Origin of the sequence: Agrococcus versicolor (genome assembly GCF_039531815.1) — a bacterium.
GTDB lineage: Bacteria > Actinomycetota > Actinomycetes > Actinomycetales > Microbacteriaceae > Agrococcus > Agrococcus versicolor.
The window spans coordinates 121,679-144,917 of record NZ_BAAAQT010000005.1 but is presented as its reverse complement, the minus strand read 5'-3'; the positions used below and the strand labels follow the sequence as shown (position 1 = coordinate 144,917).

Here is a 23,239-nt window from a genome sequence, read left to right as displayed (position 1 = left end):
GTCACGTGGCGTCGGCGCGATGCTGCACGATCGTCCACCCCGCGGGCGGCTGGATGCGGCTCGCGTGCACGTCGCACAGGTCGTAGCCGCCCTCCTGCCGAGCGTCGAGGAGCGGGCCGATCGCCATCATCCGGTCGTCGTAGTCGTAGGTGAGGGTGCGGTCGGCGTAGTTGCGGCACGTCGGTCGCGAGCACAGCCTGCCGTCCATCCGGCCCACGCTACTCGTAGGATCGAGGCATGCCCCGTGCACAGGCCCGACGACGCCACGACCGCGGCCCGCGGTCGTCCCTGGCCGGGCCGGTGCTGCCGCTGCTCGAGTCGCGGCAGACGCGGTTCGAGGATGCGCTGGCCGACGCCGCCGAGTACCTCATGGGCCTGTGGCCCGACGACCTCGCGGGCGTGGGCTTCCGCTGGGCGGACATGCCGCCGTCCGAGTCGGCGCCGGCGGCGCGCGAGGTGCCGCAGTGGGCCGTCGACCACCAGCAGCGCACCATCACGGTCTTCCGGCTGCCGATCCAGCGGCTCGTGCACCTGCACGTCGACGACGACTGGCACCGGCGCATCGCGATCGAGTCGTGCGTGTTCCGCGCCGCGGCCGAGCTCATCGGGCGCGAGCCGTGGGAGGTGGCGCCCGACCGCTACCGGCACCACTGAGGCGCGCGGCCGCCCATCGCCGCCCGTCCGGGCGCGGGAGCCGGTCAGAGCACGACGTCGATGCCGTCGCGCGCCGCGACCCGGGGCGTGAGCCCGTGGCCGGCGATGCCGTCCGACCCGGAGGACGTGACGGCCGCGACGACGCCGGAGCCCTCGATGCTCGTGACGCCCGCCTGCACGGGCAGCGAGCGCAGGCCGTTCGGCGCGAGCTCGACCTCCTGCCCCGCGACGACGACGGTCGTGGCCGCGTCGCCGACGTTGAGCACGTGGAGGACGGGGCTCTGCCCGGCCGCGATCGCGACCGTCGCCGAGCCGTCGATGGGCTGCGACGCCGCGGCGACCCAGTCGAGGTCGACCGCGGCCCCGTCGATGCGCACCTGGCGGGCGCCCGCGACGATCGGCACGTCGGCCTCGATGCGGAAGGCGTAGGTGCCGGGCGCGAGCGCCGACAGGTCGATCTCCTGCACCTGCCCGCCCACGAGGTCGAGGGTCGCGTCGATCGGCTCGTCGCCGTCGGCGATCGTCGTGATGGTCGCCTGCGTCGTCGTGCCCGAGAGCACGCGCAGCGCGGGCACGGCGTCGGCGAAGCCCTCCTGCGTCTGCACGCCCGTCGCCTCCTGCACGACGACGCCGGGGATCGCGAGCGACGTCGCCGCCTGCACGGGATCGACGACGTCGACGCCGCCGGGCACGAGCGTGCGGACGACGGTGTGCTGCAGGTGCGCCGAGACGGGCCCGCCCGACGAGACGACGTGGACGACGGGCGCCGCGAGGCCCGGGGCGAGCGCGGCGAGGTCGATGACCGACACCGTGCCGCCCGCGATGGCGATGCCCGTGCTGCCGACCGCCTCGATCCGCCCCTCGGGGCCGTGGATCGTGACGTCGACCGACGTCGGCGCCGTGCCGGCGTTCGCGATCGTCAGGACGGTCGCACGGCCGGTGGTCGTCGCACCGCCGACGAGCCACTGCGACGTCGACGGCTCGCCGCACTCGCTCGTCGCGGTGCCGGCGGCGGCGTCGGTCGCGACGCTCAGCGACTGGGCGCCCGCCACCTCGGGACCGCGCAGCACGGCGGCGCCGCCGTCGACCCCGTCCACCACGATGTCGGCCTGCTCGTCGGCCGAGGCCTCGACGGCCGGTGACGCCAGCACGGACACGGCGCCCGCGTCGCCGCTCGCGTCGCCGATGCCGAGCAGCGGACCGGCGCACACGCGCGCCTCGGCAGGCGCCTCGGGCACGACGGAGGCCATGCGCACGTCGGCCGAGACGGCCGGCAGCGTCGAGCCGGCGAGCACCGCGAGCACGCCGACGGCGATCGTCGCGAGCCCGCCTGCGGCCCGCACGCCCCATAGGCCCACGGTGCGCGGCTGCATGGCACGCGCGCGCTCGGCGGCCTCGATCGCCGCGGCCTCGCGGTCGGTCGCGGTGACGTCGGTCGCGAGGTCGACCTCCTGCTCGGGCGCGACCTCCTGCTCGGGCACGGGCTCCTGCTCGTGCTCCTCGGGTCCCGTGCGCTCGTCGCTCATCCCCAGTCCTTCATGGTTTTCGCGCGGCGCGAGCGCGTGCGCGCGCCGCGGCGTGCCGACGGCAGCGCGAGCACGATCGCGACGGCGACGGCGAGCAGCTGCGCGGCGAGCAGCACCCACGCCGTCGGCGCGACGGGCTCGGGCTGCGCCGCCGCGACGTCGCGCTGCCACAGCATGCCGAACGCGGTGTCGCCGATCTCGTCGAGGCCGGCGCGCTCGGCGAGGCTCGCCTCGGCGACGTCCCCGAGCGTCGCGTCGCCGTCGGCGAGCAGCACGTAGCGCACCGACCAGCCGTCGAGGGCCGCCTCGACGTCGCCGCCACCGGCGACGAGGTCGCCCGCGACCGTCGCGAGCTCGGCGGCGCCGGGGCCGACGGCGGAGGTCGACACGAGCGTCGACGCGTCGGTGAGCGTGCCACCCGCACCGCGCTCGATGCGCACGGCGATCGCGCCGTCGTCGAGCGGCGTCACGACGAGCGTGCCGACGCCGGGCTCGGAGGCGGCGTCCGCGACGACGAAGGCCGGCAGGGCACGCTCGGGGGCGGGCTCGAGCGCGGGCGTCAGGACGCCGAGGACCACGACGGGGGCGGCGCCGAGCGCGGCGGCGAGCGCGACGAGCGACACGGGCACGCCCGAGCGCAGGTCGAGCACCGACGCGGTCCGCGTCGCGGCGGCGAGCAGCCCGAGCAGCAGGAGGCTCACGCCGCTGCCCGCCCACAGCGTCACGGTCTCGGTGCCGTCGGCCGCGACCGCGACGTGCGTCTGCGCGACGGCCGTCGCGAGGCCGAGCACCGCGACGCCGATCGGCACGAGCGCGCGCAGCCGCAGGAAGGGCGCGGCGACGGCCATCGCGAGCAGGGGCGCCGCGAGCACGGCGGCGATCCATCGCGCGTCGAGCGCGAGGGCGCCGGCGACGAGGCCGACGCCGCCGAGGTCCGCCTCCGGCATGCCGAGGAGCAGCTGCAGGGGCGTGGCGGGCTCGCTGGCGAGCGCGGCGCCCGGATCGGCGAGCGCTGCGAGCGGCGAGCCCGCGATCCACTGCCATGCGACCGTGGGGCCGACGAGCAGGAGCGCGGGCACGACGGCGAGCAGCACGCGCGGCGACCGCCAGTCGCGCGCGGCGACGGCGAGCCAGCAGACGAGCACGGCGGGCAGGAGCGACGGCGCGCACGCGACGATGCCGGCGATCGCGAGCGCCGCGCCGCCCGTCGCGCGCCACGATCGCGCCGCCCCGAGCGCGCAGCCGGCGGCGACGGGCAGGAGCACGTGGGCGACGATCGCGCCGAGCCTGCCCTCGTGCACCGACAGCAGCAGCGTGGGCGCGAAGGCCCACACGGCGGCGCCGACCGTCGGCATCCACCTGCTGGTCGTGATGGAGCGCACGAAGGCCCAGGCGGTGACGGCCGACAGCGGCGCGGAGGCGAGCAGCAGCACGATGACGGCGGCCGAGGGCGCCCACGGCACGATCGACCCGAGCGCCGCGACGAGCAGCGCGAAGCCGTCCGCGGGCCCGACGACGTCGCCGACGCCGTCGCGGACGCCCCACGTCGCGTCCGCCCAGAGCCCGGCGACCGAGCCGTCGAGCGGCAGGAGGGCGCCGCCGGTGAGCGCGCCGGCGCCCACGAGGGGCGCGAGGACGAGCACGCCGACGACGACCGCGAGCGCGGCGACCCACAGCGCGGCGCCCTCGACGAAGCCGACGCGCTCGTCGGCGACCCGTGCGTTCTGGTCGACGTCGTCGCCGACGCGCTGCCGGTGCTCGCGCAGCGCGCGCCACGTGACGCGCAGGCCGCGCAGGTCGCGCCACGCCGCGACCCGCGTGCGTCGGATGCGGGAGCGGGCGCGCACGACGCGTCCGATGCGCACGGCGGCCGCGGCGGCCGCCGCCCACTCGGCGGGGATGCTGCCGGGGCGCTTCGCGAGCACGTGGGCGACGGAGCGCACGAGCGCGAGGGGCAGGAGCGCGAGCCAGTGGAACGGCACGGCGAGCACGGGTGCGTAGGCGAGCCGGCGGTGCAGCTGCGCGGCGCGCACGATGCGCGTGCGGCGCGCATCCGAGACGCGACGCAGCCGGAAGTGCTCGGGGCCGCCGGCGCGGCGGACGCGCGCGGCGGGCTGCAGCGCGACGCGATGCCCCGCGAGGCGCGCGCGCACCCCGAGGTCGAGGCCCGCGTCGACGCTCGGGAGCGCCGGGTCGAACCCGCCGAGCGCCTCGAAGACGTCGCGGCGCACGAGCACGCCCGACTCCGCGACGCCGAGGGCGTCGGAGTCGCCGTCGTGCTGCCCCTGGTCGAGCTCGCCGTCGTGCAGGCGCACGCTCCGCCCGAAGGGCGTGAGGGTCTCGCCGTACTCCGCGAACGTGTCGGGCTCGGCCGCGCGCATGACCTTCGGCCCGACGACCGCGACGGACGGGCTCGTCTCGGCGGTGCCGAGCATCGCCTCGAGCGCACCGGGATGCGGGAGGGCGTCGTGCGCGAGCAGCCAGAGCCACTCGTCCTCCTCGCGCGCCGGGAGGGCGTCGACCCCGACGCGGATCGCGTCGCCGTACGCGGCCGTCGGCGGCGCGTCGACGAGGCGGACGCCCGCGGTCGCGACGTGCGCACGGGAGGCGTCGGTGCTGCGCGCGTCGACGGCGACGACGCGCTCGGGCGTCACGGACTGCGCCGCGATCGCCTCGAGCGTCCGGGGGAGGTAGTCGGCGCCGTTCCTGACGGCGAGCACGACGAGGACACGCTGACGCACCCGGCAAGGCTAGGCACCGCGGACGCTCCGCCGCGGCAAGGGCGCCGGTGCGGCGCGAAGTCCGTCAGGCGGAGCGGCGGAGCCTGCGGCGCTCGCGCTCGGAGAGCCCACCCCAGATGCCGAAGCGCTCGTCGTTCTGCAGCGCGTAGTCGAGGCACTGGGCGCGGACGTCGCAGCCCTCGCAGATGCGCTTGGCGTCGCGCGTCGAGCCGCCCTTCTCGGGGAAGAACGCCTCGGGATCGGTCTGGGCGCAGAGCGCATCGACCTGCCAGGAGAGCTGGCCCGTCTGCTCCTCGTCCTCGAGGGGTGCGGTGCGGCGGAGCGGGGAGCCGGGGACGCCGAGCTGGACCGGATCGACGAACCAGTCCTCGGGAACGCTGCGGCGGTTCGAGTCGCGCATGCGATGCTCCTGTTCCCTGCGGACGCCGCTCGGCCTGCGGCGCGTTGGGGACAATTACACCGGTGTGATTCGCTCGCGTCAAGTCGCGGACCCTACAACCCTCCACCGACGGTGCAGGGATGCCACGCTCACGGCGTGTCGAACCGCTCGATCGCGACCCACGCATCCGACGCCTCGACGCGGAGCATCCCGGGCGTGGCGGCGAAGGCCGCCTCCCCCCGCTCGAGCACCAGCCGCTCCCCCGCGACCTCGACGATCGTCGGCGACGCCGCGAGCACGATCGCGCACGCCGCGGCGCCCGCGTCGTGGTCGCCCGAGACGTGCCGCAGCTCGAACGGCGCGTCGGGTCGATAGGCGACGGCCCCCGGCAGCGCGGTCGGCGGCAGCCGCGGGTCGTCGACGGGCGTGACGTCGACGACGTCGAGGAGCGCGTCGCGGTCGACGTGCTTGGGCGTGAGGCCGCCGCGCAGCACGTTGTCGCTCGCCTCCATGAGCTCGATCCCGAGCCCGGAGAGGTAGGCGTGGAGGTTGCCGGCCGGCAGGAAGACGCTCTCGCCCGGCGCGAGCGAGACGCGGTGGAGCATGAGGGACGTCGCGATGCCCGCGTCCCCGGGGTAGTCGGCGTGGAGGCGCGCGACGGTGTCGGCGGCCGCGGCGTGCGCGGCCGGCAGCGACGGCGCGGCCGCGACGACGCCCGCGACGACCGCGTCGACGTCCTCGCCGCCGGCGAGGAGCCAGGCGAGCGTCTCGCGCGTCGAGGCGCGCACGCGGTCCGCGTACGGCGCGACGCGGGCGTCGATCGCGGCGAGGGCGTCCAGCACCGCGAGCGTGCGCGTCGTGGGCTGGAAGCCCGAGAGCGCCTCGAAGGGCGTGACGGCGACGATGAGCTCGGGCTTCGACCGCGCATCCTTGAACGACCGGTGGGCGGCGTCGCGCGGCACGCCCGCGGTCTCCTCGGCCGCGAAGCCCGCCTGCGCCTGCGCCGTCGACGGATGCACCTGCAGGGACAGCGCATGCGCGGCGGCGAGCACCTTGAGGAGGATGCCCGGCTGCTCGGCCCCGGCCGCCTCGAGCGCCGCGTCGAGCGGCGTCCCGTCGTCGAGCCGCGCAGGCGACGCCGGATGCGCGCCGAGCCACAGCTCGGCCTCCGGCCCGCCCGAGGGCTCGGTGCCGAGGTAGCCCGCCACGAGCGAGGTGCTGCCCCATGCGTAGTCGCGCACGACGTTGGCGATGCGCACGAGGGTCACGGTCGAAGGTCCCATCCTGGCGACCCTACCGGCGGGCCCGCTCAGGCGCCGGGGCCGGGCACCGCGCGCTCGAGCAGCTCGTCGCACGCCATCGTCACGAGCCGTCCCGACGGGACGATGGCGAGGTCGACCGTCTCCGCGCCCGCCTCGCATGCGAGGGCGCCCTCGTCGACCTCCGTGAGCCACCCGGCGCCACCATCGCGCACCGACCCGGACTGCGGGGCGATGACGGCCATCGTCGCGACGAGCGCGACCGCGACGGCGCCGACGGCGACGCGAGCCGCGCGCATCGGCGGCGCGGACGGATGCTCGCCACGTGCGAGCCGGTCGAGCAGCACGCCGACGGCGAGCGGCACCTGGGCGGCGACCCACATGCCCGCGGCAGCGCCGTAGCGGAGGTTGAGCATGACCGTGCCCCACTCGTCGCCCTCGCGCAGCGCCCAGTCGAAGCCCGAGAAGGGCGTCGCGAGCACCGATCCGCCGAACAGGCACGCCGACAGCAGGCACGTCGCGACCGACGCGACGCGCTGCCGCGCGTCGCCCCATGCGAGGACGACGGCGACGGCGGCGGCGAACGGCAGCAGCACGAGCAGGAACGGCGCCGGACCGACGTCGCGCAGCGTCGCGAGCGCCGCGGCGTCCGAGGGCAGCAGGATGGGCCGCACCGCGGTGACGAGCCACCCGACGACGACGTCCGCGACGTCGATCCCCGCGTCCTCCGGGCTCGCGCGGGGAGCGAGCACCCACGACGTCGCCTGCCCGGCGACGCCCACGAGGAACGCCGCGACGATCGGCACCATGCGCTCGCGCATCCACGCGAGGCGGAGCGCGGCGAGGGGCAGGAGCAGCACCGTCTGCACCTCGGTCATGGTCGCGAGCAGCATCGCGACGGCGGCGAACGCGGCCGACCACCATGCGCGGGGCCGCCACAGCAGCAGCCACAGCGCGAGCCACAGGCAGTAGGTGTGCAGGTTCGCGAGGTTGCCGAGCACCTCGGCGCCCGCGAGGGGCAGCACGACGGGCACGAGCGCGAGGGCGACGCGCGCGAGGAGGGATGCGACGACGTCGCGCGCGAGCACGACGGTCGCGGCCGCGATCGCGGCGAGCACGAGCACGCTCGCGACGTGCACGGCGAGCCCGTAGCGCTCGAGCGGCAGCAGCCCGTCCGCGAGTCCCGAGAGGATGCGCGGCACGAGGTGCTGGTAGCCGGCGTAGGGCTCGAGCAGGGCGCGCCCCGGCTGCATCCACGTCCACTGCAGGAGGAAGACCTCGCCGTCCTCGGCGTAGACGACGCCGCGCTGCGCTGCGGGCACGCGCCAGAGCCAGAAGACGAGCGTCGCGACGACGACCCCGACCATCGCGAGGCCGTCGGGGTTCCACGACCGCGCAGCGCGATCGTTGGTGGTTGGCTCCAAAGGTCCTCGCCCTTCGTCGACGCCCGGTCTGCCCGACGCTACAGGCGATCCGATGTCGCCGACCTGCGCGACCTAGGCTGCAGGAGATCCCCTGTGGAGCGAAGGAGCACCATGACCCTCAGCCAGCTGCCGAGCGACTTCTACGGCATGGAGTCGCAGCTCACCGCCGAGGAGCAGGACGCGCTCGCGCGGCTGCGCGCGGTCATGGAGCCGATGCGGGCCATCGTCGACGAGCACTGGCACCGCGACGAGTTCCCCATGGACGTCATCGCGCCCATCGCGGCCACCGGCGTGCTCGGCCACTCGTGGGAGGAGACGCAGACGTTCCCCGGCTCCGCGGTGTACCGCGGCTGGGCGGCCCTCGAGATGGCGCGCGTCGACGCGTCCCTCTCGACCTTCGTCGGCGTGCAGAACGGCCTCGCGGCCGGCTCGATCGGCGCGTGCGGCTCCCCCGAGCAGCGCGCCGAGTGGCTGCCGCGCCTCGCCTCCGCCGAGGTGCTCGGCGCCTTCGGCCTCACCGAGCCGCTCTCGGGCAGCGACGCCGCCCGCGGCCTGCGCACGACGGCGCGGCGCGAGGGCGACGAGTGGGTGCTCGACGGCGCGAAGCGCTGGATCGGCAACGCCACGTTCGCCGACATCGTCATCATCTGGGCGAAGGACGTCGCCGACGGCCAGGTGAAGGGCTTCATCGTGCCGACGACCTCCCCCGGTCTCACGCGGACGAAGATCGAGCGCAAGATCGCGCTGCGCATGGTGCAGAACGCCGACATCGTGCTCGAGGGCGTGCGCGTGCCCGAGTCGCTGCGCCTGCAGCGCGCCGAGTCCTTCCGCGACACCGCCCGCGTCCTGCGCCTCACGCGCGCCGAGGTCGCCTGGGCCGCCGTCGGCGTCATGGCCGGCGCGTACGAGGCCGCCGTCCGCTACACGGGCGAGCGCGAGCAGTTCGGCCAGCCCATCGCGGGCCACCAGCTCGTGCAGGACCTGCTCGCGAAGTCGCTCGGCGCCATCACGGCGTGCATCGCGCTGTGCGTGCAGGTCTCGCGCATGCAGGACGAGGACCGCCAGGACGACGCGCACTCGGCGCTCGCCAAGGCGTACACGACCGCGCGGATGCGCGAGGTCGTCGCCTGGTGCCGCGAGGTGTGCGGCGGCAACGGCATCGTCACCGACCACGACGTCGCGCGCTTCTTCGCCGACGCCGAGGCGCTCTACTCGTACGAGGGCACGTTCCAGATGAACCAGCTCATCGTGGGGCGTGCGATCACCGGACGGGCTGCCTTCGCCTGAGCGCGCCGGCGCGACGGCCGACGCCCCAGCCCGTGACCTTGACGAGCGCCTCCACGACGATGGCGCTCGACATCTTCGACACGCCCGCCGCGCGCTCGGCGAAGGCGATGGGCACCTCGTCGATGCGGGCACCGGCGTCGGCGGCCGCGATCGTCATCTCGATCTGGAAGGCGTAGCCGCGCGAGTCGATCGCCTCGAGGTCGATCGCACGGACGAGCGACGCGCGGTACGCGCGGAAGCCCGCGGTCATGTCGTGGACGTCGATGCCGAGCAGCAGCCGCGCGTAGGCGTTCGCGCCGCGCGAGAGCGCCTGGCGGTGCATGGGCCAGTCGACGACGCTGCCGCCGGGGATCCAGCGCGAGCCGATCGCGAGGTCGGCGCCGGCCGCGACGCTCGCGAGCATCGCGGGCAGGCGCTCGGGCGGGTGCGAGCCGTCGGCGTCCATCTCGACGACGACGTCGTAGCCGCGTGCGAGCGCCTCGTGGAACCCTGCGACGTACGCGGCGCCGAGGCCGCGCTTCTCGGCGCGGTGCAGCACCGAGATGCGCGGATCGCCCTCGGCCATCGCGTCGGCGAGCGCGCCGGTGCCGTCGGGGCTGCCGTCGTCGATCACGAGCACGTCGGCGTCCGGCACGGCCGCGAGCAGCCTCCCGAGGGTCACGGGAAGGGACTCGCGCTCGTCGTACGTGGGGACGAGCACCATCGTGCGCGGCACGCGGATCTCCTCGGTTCGTGGGGGTCGGCCCGATCATGGCACACGGGTGCGAACGCCCGGTGGACGCCCGTCGACTCCTGGGGGTTCGCTCCGGGAGCGCCTGCCGGATGGCATCCCGCGTGCGTGGGACGATGGACGGCATGACCTCCCGGCCGGCCTCCCTGCTGGCCGGCTGGGCGATCGCGCTCGTCGCCGCGGGCGATGCCGTGCGCTACGCCGTCGGCTACCTCGGCTGGGGCATCCTGTGCGGCGTCACGCTCGTCGCCGCCATCGTGGTGCTCGTGCGCGCTCGGCCCCGCCTCGCCACGACCCCCGTCGCCCTCGCGATGCTGCTCGCGCTCGCGCTGCTCTCGACGATCTGGGCCGTCGCGCCGCTCGCGACGCTGCTGGGCGCCGCGCTGCAGCTCGCGATGGCGCTCGCGGCGCTGCTGCTCGCGCAGCTCGAGCCCGAGCGGCTGCTGACGATGCTCCATCGCGTGCTCCAGGGCATCCTCGTCGTCTCGATCGCCTTCGAGCTCGTCGTCGCCCTCGCGGCCGGCGGCCGCGTCTACCCGCTCGTGCCCATGCCGGGCGTCGAGTCGTACGGCCCGGACTCCCCCGCCGCGTTCGCCTGGTCGCGCGGGCTGCTGCTCGAGGGGGGCCGCATCCAGGGCATCGTCGGCAACGCGAACCTGCTCGCGATGCTCGCGCTGCTCGCCCTCGTCCTCGCTGCGTGCCTCGCGGCATCCGGCAGGCTGCGCGCCTGGCCCGTCTGGATCGTCGTCCCGCTCGTCGTGCTCGGCCTCACGCGCTCCGCGACCGTGCTCGTCGCGCTCGCGGTCGTCGCGGTCGTCGCGGTCGTCCTCGTCGCATGGCGCCGACTGACGCCGCGGGCGTTCCGCCGATCGCTCGCCGCGGCCGGCGTCGGCCTCGTCGTCGTCGGCGCCTGCGTGCTCGTCGCACGCGACGCGCTGCTCGGGCTGCTCGGGCGCGACGGCGACCTCACGGGCCGCACCGACATCTGGGGCCTCGTCGTCGAGCAGTGGCTGCGCTCCCCCGTCGTCGGCACGGGCTGGGTCGGCTACTGGCCGCCGTTCGCCGAGCCGTACGACGACCTCGCCGTGCTCGACGGCGTCGTCTACCTGCAGGCGCACTCGGTCGTGCTCGACGTGCTCATGCAGCTCGGCGTCGTCGGGCTCCTCGTGTGGATCGCGCTGCAGGCGACGACGATGGTCGGGGCCGTGCGCTGGCTGCGCGCCGCGCCCGCCGGCGACGTCGCCCTCCGCGCCGCCCCCGTGCTCGTGCTCGTCGCGCTGCTCGCCCAGGGCCTCGCGGAGTCGCGCCCGCTCATCGAGCTCGGGTTCGTGCTGCTCGCGGCCTTCGCCTGGCGGCTGCCCGCGCGCTCGCGCACGCCGAGGGAGGTCGTCGCGTGACGCGCCTGCTCGACGTCGCCGAGCACGTGCTCGGCCAGGCCAGGACGACGCAGGCCCTCACCACGACCGCGATCGGCACCGCCGTGCTCGCACCGCTCATCGTGCGGCTGTCGGGATGGGCCGGGCTCGCGGGCGTGCTCGCGGTCCTCGTCGTGCTCGCCGCGGGCTCGCTGTGGTCGATGCGGCTCGAGCTCGAGGTGCGCTACGTGCCCGTGACGCTCGCGGCGTTCGTCGTCTACGCCGCGGCCTCCATCGTCTGGTCGCGCTATCCCGGCGCCGCCGTCGGCGGCGCGCTCGAGCTGCTCGCGTTCGGCCTCCTCGGCGCCTACATCGCCCTCGCCCGCGACATCTCGCAGATCGTGCGCGCGTTCGGCGGCGTCCTGCGCCTCGTGCTCGCCGGGTCGTTCGTCGTCGAGATGCTGCTCGGCGTCGTCCTCGACATGCCGCTGCCCGAGCTCGGCGTGCACGGCAACCTCATCCGGCTCGGCCCGGTGCAGGGCCTCATGGGCCGCGCCGAGCTGCTCGGCATCGTCGCGGTGCTCGCGCTCGTGACGTTCGTCGTCGAGCTGCGGATGCGGTCGATGGCGCTGTGGCCGGGGCTCGCGTGGGTGGCGGGCGCGGTCGCCGCGCTGCTGCTGAGCAGGTCGGCGATGGCCGTGGTGCTCGCGCTCGTCGCCATCGCGGCCTACGGCGCCCTCGCCTTCATCCGCGCCGCGCCGGCGCCCGAGCGCACGAGCAGGCAGGTGGCCGTCGCGATCGGCGCCGTCGCGGTCGCCGTCGTCGGCTACGCCGCGCGCTGGCCCATCGTCTCGGCGCTCGGCGGCACGACCGAGGCGCTCTACCGCCTCGACGTGTGGCGCCAGGTGCTCGCGCTGCAGCGCGTGCAGTCGCAGTGGCTCGAGGGACGCGGGTTCGTCGGCCGCTGGAACCTCGACGTCGCGCCGTACTCCGAGATCGCCAACGTGCAGTCGCGGCAGGTGGTCGACGCGTCGAACGCGTACATCGACGCCCTCGTGCAGGTCGGCGCGCTCGGGTTCGCGATCCTCCTGCTCGCCCTCGCGGCCGCGACGGGTCGCTCGTGGCTGCTCGCGTCGCGGAAGCGCTCGGTCGTCTACGTGTGGCCGGCCGTCGTGCTCGCGGTCATGGTCGCGTCCGGGCTCGCCACGAGCATCATGCTCTTCGAGCTCGGATGGCTGCTCGTCGTCGTCTGCGCCGTGAAGGCCTCGCACCAGCTGTCGTGGCGCTCGGCCCTCGACGTGCGCCCGCCCGCCGGCTGACCCGGCTGAGCGGGCGCCCCGAGCGGCCCCGGTAGGCTCGTCGGACGCCACGAGGGAGGCCCCATGACGCACGCCCAGCACACGATCGTCACCGGAGCGGGAGGCTACGTCGGACGCCACGTCGTCCGCGCCCTGCTCGACGACGGGGTCGCCGTGACGGCCCTCGTGCGACCGGGCTCGCGCACCGAGGTCGACGAGCGCGCCACGCGCCTCGAGCTCGACGTGCTCGGCGATCCCGAGGGCGTCGCGCGCCTGGGCGAGTCCGGCCCGACCGCGCTCGTGCACCTCGCCTGGCAGGACGGCTTCAAGCACGACGCCCCCTCGCACATGGGGCTCCTGTCGTCGCACGTGCGCTTCCTGCGCGAGGTGGCGCAGTGGCTGAGCCTCGAGCGTCTCGCGGTGCTCGGCACGATGCACGAGATCGGCTACCACGAGGGCGCGATCGAGGCGGACACGCCGACGAACCCGACGACGCAGTACGGCATCGCGAAGGACGCCCTGCGCCGCTGGACGCTCGCGGAGCTCGGCGGTCGCGAGGATCTGTCGGTGCAGTGGCTGCGCTGCTACTACATCCACGGCGACGACGGGGGCGGCCAGTCGATCTTCGCGAAGCTGCTCGCTGCCGCCGAGCGCGGCCAGCGCACCTTCCCGTTCACGACGGGCAAGCCGCTCTACGACTTCATCCCCGTCGACGAGCTCGGCAGGCAGATCGCGGCGTGCGTCGAGCAGTCCGAGGTCGACGGCGTCATCAACTGCTGCACGGGCCGGCCCGAGTCGCTCGCCTCGCGCGTCACCGGCTACATCGCCGAGCACGACCTCGACATCGAGCTCGAGTACGGCGCGTTCCCGGACCGCCCGTACGACTCCCCCGGCGTGTGGGGCGACGCGACGCGCATCGAGCGCATCATGGCGGCGCACGCCGCACGCTGAGCCGCGACTCGCGCGACCACGACGCGCCGGTGCCCGAGGGCGTCGGCGCGTCGTTCGCGTGGTGGTGGGTGGCGGGGTCAGCGCTCGATCGCGGTGCCGACCGGCAGCAGCGCGAGGACCTCGGGCGAGACGGCGGTGATGCCCGTCAGCGGGCCGCCGAGGCGGTCGATCGCCCGCTGCGTCAGCAGCTGCCTGCGCTGGCCGGCCTCGACGAGCCACGTCTGGCCGCTCGCCGTCGCGAACTGCGTCACGGCGCTGCCCGCCGTCAGGCGCCCGCACAGGCCGTCCGGCGTCGCGGCGTGCGTGAGGCCGTAGGCACCGGCGACCGACGCGCTCGCGTAGGGCAGGAGGCGGCCGTCGACGGCGAAGCCCACCGTCGTGCCGCAGCGCACCGCGACCGACGTGATGCGGGTGCCCGTGCCGAACAGGCCGGCGAACGTCGCGTCGACGGGCGTCGGCGCGGCGCCGCCGAGCGCGATCGCGACGCCGACGGTCGAGAACGGCAGCATCTGGGCGCCGTCGAACAGCGCGACCGTGCCGTTCGGCGTGCGGACGATGCTGTTCACGGCTGCGGCCTGCGTGATCGTGCCGCGCACGGGCAGCTGCGAGAGCACCGCGGCGTCCGCGGTCACGACGCCGAGGCCGTCGCGGAACGGCTGGGCCGCGGCTCCCTGCAGGAGGTAGCGCCCGCCGCCGACGATGCGCGAGACCGCGCCGCTCGCGTCGACGATCGTCGTGCCGAAGGTGCCGGAGGCGACGCGCGATGCGGCGCACGTGGCATCCGTGAGCGCGATGGGCGCGCGACCCCACGCCGAGATCGCCGCGCTCGACAGGGCGTGCCGCACGCCGCCGGAGGCGAGGTACGTCGTGCCGGCGCACGTGACGAGGTTCGTCGCGAGCGTGCCGGCGACCGGGCCGCGCGCCGCCATGACCTCGGGGGTCAGGAGCGTCGACGACGTCGACAGCGCGAGGCTGCGCAGGATGTCGGCGTTCGCGATGCCGTACCGTCGGCTGCCGTCGATGAGGTACCACGTGCCGTCGCCCGTGGTGCGCACGACCTGGCCGCTCGCGACCTGCGACAGCAGCGGCACGCCCGTGAGCGCGCCGGGCGCACCCGCCCAGACGCGCGACGAGACGCCGTAGGTGCGCACGACCCAGTCGATGTCGGCCTGCGAGGCCATGGGCTGCAGGAGCCCGGACGAGACGAGGTACGTCGTCGACGCCCCGCGCTCGCGCAGGAAGAAGGGCGCGGTCGAGCTCGTCACCTGGGGCATGCCCGAGAACGCGGCAGCCCCCGTCTGCGTGAACATGCTCGTGCCGCCGAGCTGCGCGGCGTCGACGCGCAGCCAGCCGCCGTCGCTGAGGATCGCCGTCGTCGAGCCGTCGCGGACGCGCACCGGCATGATGCCGTTGCCGGCGGCGACGAGCGCGAGGGACTGCTGCGTGACGTCGCGTGCGGCGATCGTGAAGGCCATGCCGTCGGTCGCGGCGGGCAGCGCCCACGTGCCACCCGAGGTGATGAGCTTGACCCACGTGCCGGATGCGGTCGCGTACAGGCCGGGCGACAGCACGGGCGCGCCGATGGGCATCCAGCTCACCGCCGTCGCCGTGAGCGGCTGCGCGAGCGCGGGGATGCCGTAGGCGGGCAGGAGCGACAGGTCGAGGATCTCGCGACGCTGGCTGCCCTGCACGAGCCACTGCACGCCGTCGGGCGTGCGAGCGACCTGCTCCATCCACGCCTCGCCGCCGCGCATGGCGGAGACCTGGCCGGACGTCAGCTGCACGCCGGCGCACGAGACGCCGAAGTCGCCCGCCTGCGCGCAGCTGCGGAAGCGCAGGAGCCTGCCGTCGTCGACGTAGTACGCGACGCCGTCGGGGCCGCGCACCGAGCGCGAGACGTCGGCGCCGTCGGCGTACGACTCGATCTCGGCGAGGCTCACGATGCGCACGGGCCCGAGCGACTGGTACTGCAGGTAGAGGTCGTAGCTGCGGAACCGGTGACGGGTCGAGCCGGAGATGAGGAAGACGTCGCCGCCCGACGACGACTGCAGCAGCGTCGCGCCCGTCGAGGGGTCGCCGAACCAGTCGGTCCACTGCCGCCAGAAGTTGCGGTTGCCGTACGCCGAGCACGAGTCGCCGGTGCCGTAGAGGTTGGCGAGCGCCGCGGAGTTCGGCTGGTACGGCGTGTAGTTGTAGAGGCCCGCCGTCGCGGTGTTGGCGATGTAGAGACGGCTCGAGCCGCAGGCGCTGTTCGGGTGGTACAGGACGGTGTTCCACGCGGCGGGCTGGTGGTTGTAGCTCGTCGGGAAGCGCGCGTAGACGTTGAACTGCCTGGCGGCGTAGTAGACCTGGTAGAAGAAGCCGCCGAAGCTCGAGTCGCACGGCGCGGTGTCGGGGCATCCGAAGCCCGTCGCGCTCGAGTACCGCCACGGCGCGGGAGCGCGGCTCGTGACGAGCCCCTGCTCCTTCTCGAGCAGCACGAGCAGCACGCGCTGCGAGATGTTGCAGGCCGAGCCGACCGCGGCGATGATCTGGGCCGCGGACATGCCGCCGGAGCCGCCGATGGCCTGGCAGTACGCGTTGGCCGCCATCGTGGGCGTCGCCTGCCAGTACTGGTAGAGGCACGTGTAGCCGCTCGTGCACGAGGCGTTGCGCGACTCGATGAACGACTGCACCTGGGCGCCGTTCATCGCGCCGCCTGCGTAGAAGTTCGCGTCGCTGATGATGTTGCCGGCGTTGAAGTTGCGCCAGTCGGCCGCCATGGCCAGCGGCGCGACCGCGGGGGCGTCGACGGGAGCGGATGCGGGGGCGGGCGCGGGTGCGGGTGCGGCGGCGGGCGCAGGGGCCGCGGCAGCCGTCGACGCGACCGTCTTCGCGGGCGTCGCGGCCTGCGCGGCGTCGGCGGTGCCCGGCTGCAGCATGCCGACCACGCTCGCGACGAGCGCCACGGCGACGAGCGCGATCCTCGACCCCGAGCGGCGCATGGGTCCCCATCCCTGTTGCGGCTCGATCGAGCCGGTCTCACCCGATCCTACGCAGATGGGGTACGCCCGCGGCGAACGAAACGCCGCGACCCCCTCCCGGCCGGGGCGCCGGCAGGGCTCAGCGCAGGCGCGAGAGGGGGACGAGCGGCTGCTCGGGGGCGAGCCCGCCGAAGGTCGCGTCGAGGGCGACGATGCCGCCGGCGTTGTCGCGGTCGCCGCGCTGCAGCGCGAACGACGTGCCGCGCTGCAGGGAGTCGAAGATCACCGTGCGCCGGAAGTCCTGCACGACCGTCGACACGTCGTAGGTGCCGGGCAGCAGCGGCAGGCCGGCGATGCTGACGTCGATGGATCCCGAGCCCGGCTCGATGCGCTCGGGCACCCAGCCGGCGTCGAAGCCGTGCGTGCCCCACACGTGGACGCCCTCGCGCGTGCCGATCGAGACGCCCAGCACGGGCCGCTCGACCGTCTCGTGCGCCGTGTAGTGCGCGCGCACGACCATGGCGTCGCCCGTCGCGAGGCGGTCGGGGTCGGAGCCGTCGGCCGCGAGCACCTCGATGCGGTCGACCTGGATCTCGCCCGTGCCGAAGCGCGTGCCGCCGCCGTCGACCTGCTTGGCGGCGTGGCTCGAGTCGGCGTACTCGTCGACGATGCGGCTCGCGGGTCCGACGTCGCGGACGACGCCGTGCTCGAGCCAGGCCGCGTGGTCGCAGAACGAGCGCATCTGCTCGAGCCCGTGCGACACGACGACGACCGTGCGGCCCTCGTCGCGGAACTGGGCGAACTTCTCCATGCACTTCTCCTGGAAGTCCATGTCGCCCACCGCGAGCACCTCGTCGACGAGCAGGATGTCGGGCTCGACGTGGATCGACACCGAGAAGCCCAGGCGCACGTACATGCCGCTCGAGTAGTTCTTCACCGGCTGGTCGATGAAGTCGCCGACGCCCGAGAACTCGACGATGCGGTCGAACTTCGCGTCGATCTCCTCCTTGCGCATCCCGAGGATCGCGCCGTTGAGGTAGACGTTCTCGCGCCCGGAGAGCTCGGGGTGGAAGCCGGAGCCGACCTCGAGCATCGCGGCGACGCGGCCGTCCATCATGATCGACCCCGAGTCGGGATTGAGGATGCGCGCCATGCACTTCAGCAGCGTGGACTTGCCGGAGCCGTTGCGACCCATGAGGCCGAACGTCGAGCCGCGCGGGATCTCGAACGACACGTCGTCGAGCGCCTTGAAGTCGCTGTACTTCGAGCGGCCGCGCCGCAGCACGGCGGCCTTGATCGACTGGTTGCGCTCCTGGTAGACCCGGAACGACTTCGACACCCGGTCGACGACGATGGCGGAATCGGACATCTAGAGCTCCTCCACCACGTTGCGCGAGAACCTGCGGAACACGAGCGCTCCGATCACGAGCATGCCGAACGACCACAGCCCGATGTAGAGCCAGGTGTCGAGCGACGGCACCGCGTAGTCGTAGATGATGTTGCGGAACGACGCGAGGATGCGCTCGGCGGGGTTCAGCTCGAACAGCGTCACGAGCGGCAGGGGCTGCCCGTTCAGCAGCACGCCCTCGGCCGTGAAGCGATCCTGCGCCGTCTGCACGAGGGTCACGGGGAACATGACGCCCGAGGCGTAGAGCCAGATCTGCGTGAAGATGCGCCACAGGTGCTCGAGGTCGCGGAAGAACACGAGCGCGACGCTGAGCATGAGCGACAGGCCGATGACGAACGCGATCGTGAGCGCGAGCAGCGGCACGAGCAGCGGCAGCGTGAGCAGGATCGCCGGGCCGCCGACGAACGCCATGATGACGACGAGGACGGCGAGCTCGGTGAGGAACGTCGTCGTGCTCGCGACGATCGAGGCGATCACGAGCACCGAGCGCTCGAAGTACACCTTGCTCAGCAGGCCGGCGTTGCCCAGCAGCGCCGACATGCCGCCGGAGATGCTGCCGGAGACGTAGCCCCACGTGATGACGCCGATGCCGATCCACAGCGGGAAGAAGTCGACGCCGGAGTTCGTGCCCGGGGGCGCCTCGATCTCGAAGAGCACGCCGAAGACGAGCGAGAAGATCGCGATCTGCGCGACGGGGTTGAGCAGCGACCACACGCGTCCGAGGAGCGTGCGCTTGTACTCGGCCCGGATCTCGCGCAGGGCGAGGTTGCGCATGAGGCTGAACGACGACCTGCGCTGCTCGGCGCGCTGCACGCGGCGCTCCCGCGCCGTGGTGACCCCGGCGCTCACGGCTGCGCCGGGGGCGGGAAGGTGAGGTGCCGCTCGGCTATCTCGAGGATCACGACCTGCGGTGCGTGCTCGTCCACGAGTGCTCCGATGTCCGGGATGTCGGCGGGTGCGTCGACGTTGTGGCGCGCCTGCACGGTCTCGGCGAACGCGTCCTGCCAGTAGGGCGCGAGCGCGGTGCCCATGGAGTCGCGCAGGATGAGCGCGGTCATGTCGAGCTGCGCCGCGTCGTTCCGCGTCGACGCCGGCAGCGCCTCGAGGCCGACGTACGCGTCGCCCGCGACCGTCTGGGTCGACGCGCCCGAGGTCAGCTCGACGTCGCCGAGCGTCTCGCCGAGCACGGGGCCGACGAAGTCGTCGCTGTCGGGCACGCCGTACGTCGCGAACTCGTTCGAGGGGTCCTGCTGCTCGACGTCGACGATCGTCGGCGGGGCGAGGGCCGCCATCGCCGGGTCGGACTCCGCCATGCACGTCGCCATCTGCTGCCATGCCACGGCAGCACCGTAGTCGGTCCAGTGGCTGTTCGTGTCCGCGAACGTCGGCGCGGTCGCGTTCGCGTCGCGGAGCGTCTGGCGCACGTCGATCCACGGCAGCTCGGGGTGGACCGCCAGCATCTGGTCGAGCGGGCCGGATCCGCGGATCTCCTGCATCCACTCGGGCAGCAGCTCGGGGTAGACGTCCCACTTCGCCGGGGCGATCGAGACGAACAGCGCGACGTCGTCGGCGGCGAGGTCGGCCTCGAGCGTCGAGAGGAACGACGCCCACGTGTCGATCTCGGCCTGCGAGAGCACGCGACGGCCGACGGCCTGCGACATGTTCATCGCCTGCACGTCGCTCCAGAAGACCATGCCGTCCTGCCCCTGGATCCAGGGCTGGGCGATCTCGCCGGCGTGGGCGTCCCACTCGGCGGTCGCGGCCGCGACGGCGTCCGGGTCGCCCGAGAGCCACGGCTGCGCCTCGGGCTGCACGACCTCGGGGGTGCACGACGCCGCGAGCGACGTCGCGCCGACCTCGGCGGGCAGCGCGACGGGCGCGGCCTCCTCGGCCCACTGGGCCTGCAGGCTGCGCTGCACGAAGAAGCCGACGACCGTGAGCACGAGCGCGACGACCACGAGCATGACGAGCGGCACGTAGCGCAGGCCGCGCAGGCGCGCGACGGGACGGATCCCCTGCTCGCGCACCTCGAATCCGCTGCCGGCGGTCATGCCGCGGCCTCCAGCTCGCGGGCGCGGCGCGTCGACGAGAACCCGGGCACCACGATGCGATCGCGGATGCGATCCTCGACGGGCTTCCATCTCGCGAGCAGCCAGACGAGCCAGCGCGGCGTCCAGTTCTTGAGGCTCAGCGCGGGCTTCTCGATGAGGTGCCAGCTGCCGAAGGCGAGGACGTGCACGACGACGACGACCACGAGGTGGTACACGAGCCAGCCGGCGGACTGCAGGTCGAAGTAGGCCGCGAACTGCATGATCGGCCACGCGAAGATGTAGATGCCGTACGACATGTCGCCCGGCCGCTCCCAGCCCTGGACGGCCTTGACGCGGATCGCGAACCACATGAGCACGTAGCAGAACGCGTACTGGCCGATGAAGAGCCAGCCGCCGAAGGCGTACGTGACGCCCGCGAAGATGACGGCCGCGATCGCGAGCCGATCGTCGATGGGGATCTTGTCGCCGAAGAGCGCGAAGAGCATGCCGAACGCGAAGGGCGCGAGCAGCAGCAGGTAGAAGATGTTGCCGAAGAGGCCGTTGATCATCGTCAGGTTGCCGACGTACGCCCACTGCATGCACGCGAGCAGGATGATGATGCCGGCGACGGCACCGCCGATCCAGCGGTGCCAGAGCATGCCGAAGAGGCCGAGCAGGCCGACGATGATGTACGCGCGGAACTCGTAGACGAGCGTCCAGGCGCTGCCGTTCCAGTCGAAGCCGCCGTGGTCGGCGCCGAACGGGATCGACGTGCCCATGCCGGCGATGTTCTTCTGCACGAGCGTGAGCCACATGTTGTGGAAGAAGTACGTCAGCGGCGACTCGTCGGTCGCGTTCCAGAACCCGTCCCACGTGCCGGCCTCCTGGCGCCACGCGAGCGGCGCGAGCACGAAGCCCGTGAGCAGCAGCGCGAGCCACCACGCGGGGAAGATGCGCAGCCCTCGGCGCCAGAAGTAGCGGAAGATCGTCGACGATCCCATGCGCGACTTCGTGATGAGGAAGCCCGAGAGGAAGAAGAAGCCGGCGACGGCGACGCCGCCGATCGACTGCTCCGACGAGATCTGCGTGCCGAGGTCGCGGCCGCCGTAGAAGCCCGCGAGCGGGCCGGCGTGCGAGAAGATCACCGCGAAGGCCATGAGCCAGCGCAGGAAGCCGATGCTGTTGGCGCGGGGGTCGAACGACTCCTGGAGCGTCCTGGGCATCAGCTGCTCCTCCTGGGGAGTCCTCGGACCTTGCGCCACGTGTCGCGGGCGATGCCGTAGACGGGGCGGAGCCGGTCGGCGGCCTTCGGGAAGCGCACGCGCACGATCTGCTTCGCGGCGCCGAGGACGGAGCCGTCGCCGCCGGGACCCATGTGCTGCAGGTAGTGGACCTGCTCGAAGGGGTAGCCGGGCAGGTAGGCGCTCATGGCCTGGAGCTTGTACTCCATGAACGTGTGGCTGATGGCGATGTGCTCGGCGTTCGCGATCGTGCGGGTGTGGAAGCCCGCGTCGGCCGCGGCGTACGAGACGATGCGCTCCTGGAGGTGCGCGAGGCTGCCGTCCTTGTGCTCGCTCTCGCTCTGGTAGTCCTCGAACGTCCACTCGCGGCTCGTGACCTTGAGCAGCGCCTCGGGACGCGCGACGAACATCGCGCCGTAGGGCGCGAGCGGCGAGATGTCGTCGAGCCGCGACTGGATGCCGAGGTCCTGCATGAGCTCGGCGGTCTTCCAGTAGTTCGTGAACCAGCCGCGCCCGGCGGTCGGGAAGCCGATGTGGATCATCGGCGGGAAGACGACGCCGAGGGTCGGGTGCTGCTGGAAGAGCGCGAGCATGTTCGCGGCGTAGCCCGGCGACGACAGCAGGTTCTCGAACTGCTGGCGCTTGAAGAGGTGCCCGGCGTTGTAGCCCGCCTGCACCGTCTTCTTCGAGTGGATCTTCACCACGACGTCGTACTCGCCGGAGACGAGGACGTCGCGGCAGCCGACGAAGAAGCCCGAGAGGTCGCGACCGCGGTTCGACGCGAGCACGCGCACCTCGCTGCGTGCGATGCGATCGACGGATCGCAGGGCGATGGCGGCGCGGATGCGCTCGGCCTTCGCCTCGTCGGTCGTCGTGACGTAGAGGTCGACGGCGACGGGCAGGTGCCCGATGCGGTCGAGCATCTCGTCGATCATCTCGTCGTAGTACACGTGCAGCGTCGCGGCGACGCGCAGCGGGATCGAGGGGTCGAACGCGACGTCCTGCTCGGGCAGCACCTCGAGCATCGACGCGTTCGTGTTGAGCACGCGCGGCTGGGCGACGCGCGAGACGTTGCGCCAGATGAGGTCCTCGGGGAAGCCCTCGGCGCACGCGGTCTCGACGACCCAGCGCACGACGATCGCCTCCTTGTCGAGGTACAGCGGGTCGTGGAAGAACATGCGCCGCTTGAGGATCGGGCAGCCCTGCTGGATGAGCAGCTCGGCGTTGTCGAACACCGGGTGCATGCTGCCGTAGTCCTGGTGCGGGAACGAGACGGCGTAGTCGTAGCCGAGGTCGTCGAAGTGCTTCGTGAAGCGCGACTCGTGCTGCGTGATCGAGTCGCCGTACGACTCGATCATCGGCATGTCGTCCCAGTACGCGCGCCACGCGTCGCTGCGCAGGAGGCTGCGACGCGCCGCGATCCAGTGCGACTGGATGTGCGAGGGCATCGTGCCGCGCAGGTGGTACGGATGCGGCGTGACCGACGCGTGGTCGGTGATGCCCCAGAAGTCGATGTCGTCGCGCGCGTCCATCGCGGCGAAGATCGGCTCGAAGGGGCGCACGGGCGCGAAGAACGTGTAGTTCATGAGGATGACCTCGTCGAACTCGTCGACGCGGTCGCCGAGGTGCGCGAGGCCCTCCTTGTATCCCCAGACGTCGAACCCGACGTTCTCGCGCACGAGGACGTCGTCCGCCACGGCGTCGAGCGCCGCGCGGCCGGCCTCGTCGACGGCGCCGTTCACGATCACGAGGACGTGGTCGGCGAAGGGCCGCAGCGAGCGGAGCGCATGCGGGATGTAGTCGTCCACGACGCCCTGGGCGTCGTAGAGGAGGTACAGGATCGCCCGCTTCGAGGCGTCGACGAACGGAGCTCGTAGTTCGATGGTCGCTGGCTGCACGGCGCTGACGGCTTCCTCCCGGTGCTCGCCCGACGCGACGCGCTCGCATCCTCCGAGGCGGCCGGGCAACCTCCTCAGTATCGCACGGACCTGGC

Annotated in this window: 18 protein-coding genes; 5 read left to right on the top strand and 13 right to left on the bottom strand. The window is 73.5% G+C overall.

The genetic code is table 11. The annotated features are described in order from the left end of the window. Position 1: 1 nt before the first annotated feature. On the bottom strand, positions 2-208 hold the full coding sequence (locus tag ABD249_RS03400; RefSeq protein ID WP_344340309.1) for a DUF3499 family protein: 207 nt from the start codon (positions 206-208) through the stop codon (positions 2-4). Between the two features lie 29 nt (positions 209-237). On the opposite strand from ABD249_RS03400, the gene ABD249_RS03395 reads away from it, so the two are divergent. Beyond that, on the top strand, positions 238-654 hold the full coding sequence (locus ABD249_RS03395; RefSeq protein WP_344340307.1) for a metallopeptidase family protein: 417 nt from the start codon (positions 238-240) through the stop codon (positions 652-654). Between the two features lie 44 nt (positions 655-698). Here ABD249_RS03395 and ABD249_RS03390 read toward each other — a convergent pair whose 3' ends face one another. The 5 genes from ABD249_RS03390 to ABD249_RS03370 form a co-directional block, all read right to left on the bottom strand. Continuing rightward, complete coding sequence (locus ABD249_RS03390; RefSeq protein ID WP_344340305.1) at positions 699-2,180, bottom strand: DUF5719 family protein; 1,482 nt, start codon at positions 2,178-2,180, stop codon at positions 699-701. Then, a complete protein-coding gene (locus tag ABD249_RS03385; RefSeq protein ID WP_344340302.1) occupies positions 2,177-4,921 on the bottom strand; it encodes a glycosyltransferase in 2,745 nt (914 codons plus the stop codon). Before ABD249_RS03385 ends, ABD249_RS03390 begins: the two co-directional genes overlap by 4 nt. Before the next feature lie 64 nt (positions 4,922-4,985). Continuing rightward, positions 4,986-5,321 (bottom strand): WhiB family transcriptional regulator, encoded by a 336-nt coding sequence (locus ABD249_RS03380; protein WP_344340299.1) that lies wholly within the window; start codon positions 5,319-5,321, stop codon positions 4,986-4,988. Positions 5,322-5,449: 128 nt separating this feature from the next. Then, positions 5,450-6,583 (bottom strand): mannose-6-phosphate isomerase, class I, encoded by a 1,134-nt coding sequence (manA, locus tag ABD249_RS03375; protein ID WP_344340297.1) that lies wholly within the window; start codon positions 6,581-6,583, stop codon positions 5,450-5,452. A 26-nt stretch (positions 6,584-6,609) separates the two neighbouring features. Beyond that, positions 6,610-7,983, bottom strand: a complete 1,374-nt coding sequence (locus ABD249_RS03370) for a hypothetical protein (protein ID WP_344340294.1) — start codon at positions 7,981-7,983, stop codon at positions 6,610-6,612. A gap of 111 nt (positions 7,984-8,094) precedes the next feature. On the opposite strand from ABD249_RS03370, the gene ABD249_RS03365 reads away from it, so the two are divergent. Continuing rightward, a complete protein-coding gene (locus ABD249_RS03365) occupies positions 8,095-9,270 on the top strand; it encodes an acyl-CoA dehydrogenase family protein (RefSeq protein ID WP_344340292.1) in 1,176 nt (391 codons plus the stop codon). Here the strand turns inward: ABD249_RS03365 and ABD249_RS03360 are convergent. Then, positions 9,245-9,973, bottom strand: a complete 729-nt coding sequence (locus tag ABD249_RS03360) for a polyprenol monophosphomannose synthase (protein WP_344342511.1) — start codon at positions 9,971-9,973, stop codon at positions 9,245-9,247. The two genes, ABD249_RS03365 and ABD249_RS03360, sit on opposite strands and share 26 nt — an antisense overlap. A gap of 152 nt (positions 9,974-10,125) precedes the next feature. On the opposite strand from ABD249_RS03360, the gene ABD249_RS03355 reads away from it, so the two are divergent. The 3 genes from ABD249_RS03355 (at position 10,126) to ABD249_RS03345 (ending at position 13,604) form a co-directional block, all read left to right on the top strand. Continuing rightward, the gene (locus ABD249_RS03355) at positions 10,126-11,397 is read left to right on the top strand and encodes an O-antigen ligase family protein (protein WP_344340289.1); all 1,272 of its coding nucleotides are present in this window, start codon (positions 10,126-10,128) and stop codon (positions 11,395-11,397) included. Continuing rightward, entirely contained in the window at positions 11,394-12,674 is a 1,281-nt protein-coding gene (locus tag ABD249_RS03350; RefSeq protein ID WP_344340288.1) for an O-antigen ligase family protein, read from the top strand. Before ABD249_RS03355 ends, ABD249_RS03350 begins: the two co-directional genes overlap by 4 nt. A 63-nt stretch (positions 12,675-12,737) precedes the next feature. After that, positions 12,738-13,604 carry an NAD-dependent epimerase/dehydratase family protein gene (locus ABD249_RS03345; RefSeq protein WP_344340285.1) on the top strand — a complete coding sequence of 289 codons (867 nt, stop codon included), beginning with the start codon at positions 12,738-12,740 and terminating at the stop codon, positions 13,602-13,604. Between the two features lie 77 nt (positions 13,605-13,681). Here ABD249_RS03345 and ABD249_RS03340 read toward each other — a convergent pair whose 3' ends face one another. From ABD249_RS03340 to ABD249_RS03315, 6 genes are all read right to left on the bottom strand, one after another. Next, positions 13,682-16,588 carry a hypothetical protein gene (locus ABD249_RS03340; RefSeq protein ID WP_344340283.1) on the bottom strand — a complete coding sequence of 969 codons (2,907 nt, stop codon included), beginning with the start codon at positions 16,586-16,588 and terminating at the stop codon, positions 13,682-13,684. A 118-nt stretch (positions 16,589-16,706) separates the two neighbouring features. Beyond that, the gene (locus tag ABD249_RS03335) at positions 16,707-17,936 is read right to left on the bottom strand and encodes an ABC transporter ATP-binding protein (protein ID WP_344340282.1); all 1,230 of its coding nucleotides are present in this window, start codon (positions 17,934-17,936) and stop codon (positions 16,707-16,709) included. Then, entirely contained in the window at positions 17,937-18,824 is an 888-nt protein-coding gene (locus ABD249_RS03330; protein WP_344340280.1) for an ABC transporter permease, read from the bottom strand. After that, a complete protein-coding gene (locus ABD249_RS03325) occupies positions 18,821-20,026 on the bottom strand; it encodes an alginate O-acetyltransferase AlgX-related protein (RefSeq protein WP_344340278.1) in 1,206 nt (401 codons plus the stop codon). The genes ABD249_RS03330 and ABD249_RS03325 overlap by 4 nt, the downstream gene beginning before the upstream one ends. After that, on the bottom strand, positions 20,023-21,228 hold the full coding sequence (locus tag ABD249_RS03320; protein ID WP_344340277.1) for an acyltransferase family protein: 1,206 nt from the start codon (positions 21,226-21,228) through the stop codon (positions 20,023-20,025). Before ABD249_RS03320 ends, ABD249_RS03325 begins: the two co-directional genes overlap by 4 nt. Beyond that, positions 21,228-23,144 carry a rhamnan synthesis F family protein gene (locus ABD249_RS03315; RefSeq protein WP_344340275.1) on the bottom strand — a complete coding sequence of 639 codons (1,917 nt, stop codon included), beginning with the start codon at positions 23,142-23,144 and terminating at the stop codon, positions 21,228-21,230. Before ABD249_RS03315 ends, ABD249_RS03320 begins: the two co-directional genes overlap by 1 nt. Positions 23,145-23,239 lie beyond the last annotated feature (95 nt).

Bases quoted from the DNA above. Each gene is read 5' to 3' on its own strand.
- ABD249_RS03400 (WP_344340309.1), bottom strand. From the start codon at position 208: ATGGACGGCAGGCTGTGCTCGCGACCGACGTGCCGCAACTACGCCGAC.
- ABD249_RS03395 (WP_344340307.1), top strand. From the start codon at position 238: ATGCCCCGTGCACAGGCCCGACGACGCCACGACCGCGGCCCGCGGTCG.
- ABD249_RS03390 (WP_344340305.1), bottom strand. From the start codon at position 2,180: ATGAGCGACGAGCGCACGGGACCCGAGGAGCACGAGCAGGAGCCCGTG.
- ABD249_RS03380 (WP_344340299.1), bottom strand. From the start codon at position 5,321: ATGCGCGACTCGAACCGCCGCAGCGTTCCCGAGGACTGGTTCGTCGAT.
- manA (WP_344340297.1), bottom strand. From the start codon at position 6,583: ATGGGACCTTCGACCGTGACCCTCGTGCGCATCGCCAACGTCGTGCGC.
- ABD249_RS03365 (WP_344340292.1), top strand. From the start codon at position 8,095: ATGACCCTCAGCCAGCTGCCGAGCGACTTCTACGGCATGGAGTCGCAG.
- ABD249_RS03360 (WP_344342511.1), bottom strand. From the start codon at position 9,973: ATGGTGCTCGTCCCCACGTACGACGAGCGCGAGTCCCTTCCCGTGACC.
- ABD249_RS03355 (WP_344340289.1), top strand. From the start codon at position 10,126: ATGACCTCCCGGCCGGCCTCCCTGCTGGCCGGCTGGGCGATCGCGCTC.
- ABD249_RS03345 (WP_344340285.1), top strand. From the start codon at position 12,738: ATGACGCACGCCCAGCACACGATCGTCACCGGAGCGGGAGGCTACGTC.
- ABD249_RS03340 (WP_344340283.1), bottom strand. From the start codon at position 16,588: ATGCGCCGCTCGGGGTCGAGGATCGCGCTCGTCGCCGTGGCGCTCGTC.
- ABD249_RS03335 (WP_344340282.1), bottom strand. From the start codon at position 17,936: ATGTCCGATTCCGCCATCGTCGTCGACCGGGTGTCGAAGTCGTTCCGG.
- ABD249_RS03325 (WP_344340278.1), bottom strand. From the start codon at position 20,026: ATGACCGCCGGCAGCGGATTCGAGGTGCGCGAGCAGGGGATCCGTCCC.
- ABD249_RS03320 (WP_344340277.1), bottom strand. From the start codon at position 21,228: ATGCCCAGGACGCTCCAGGAGTCGTTCGACCCCCGCGCCAACAGCATC.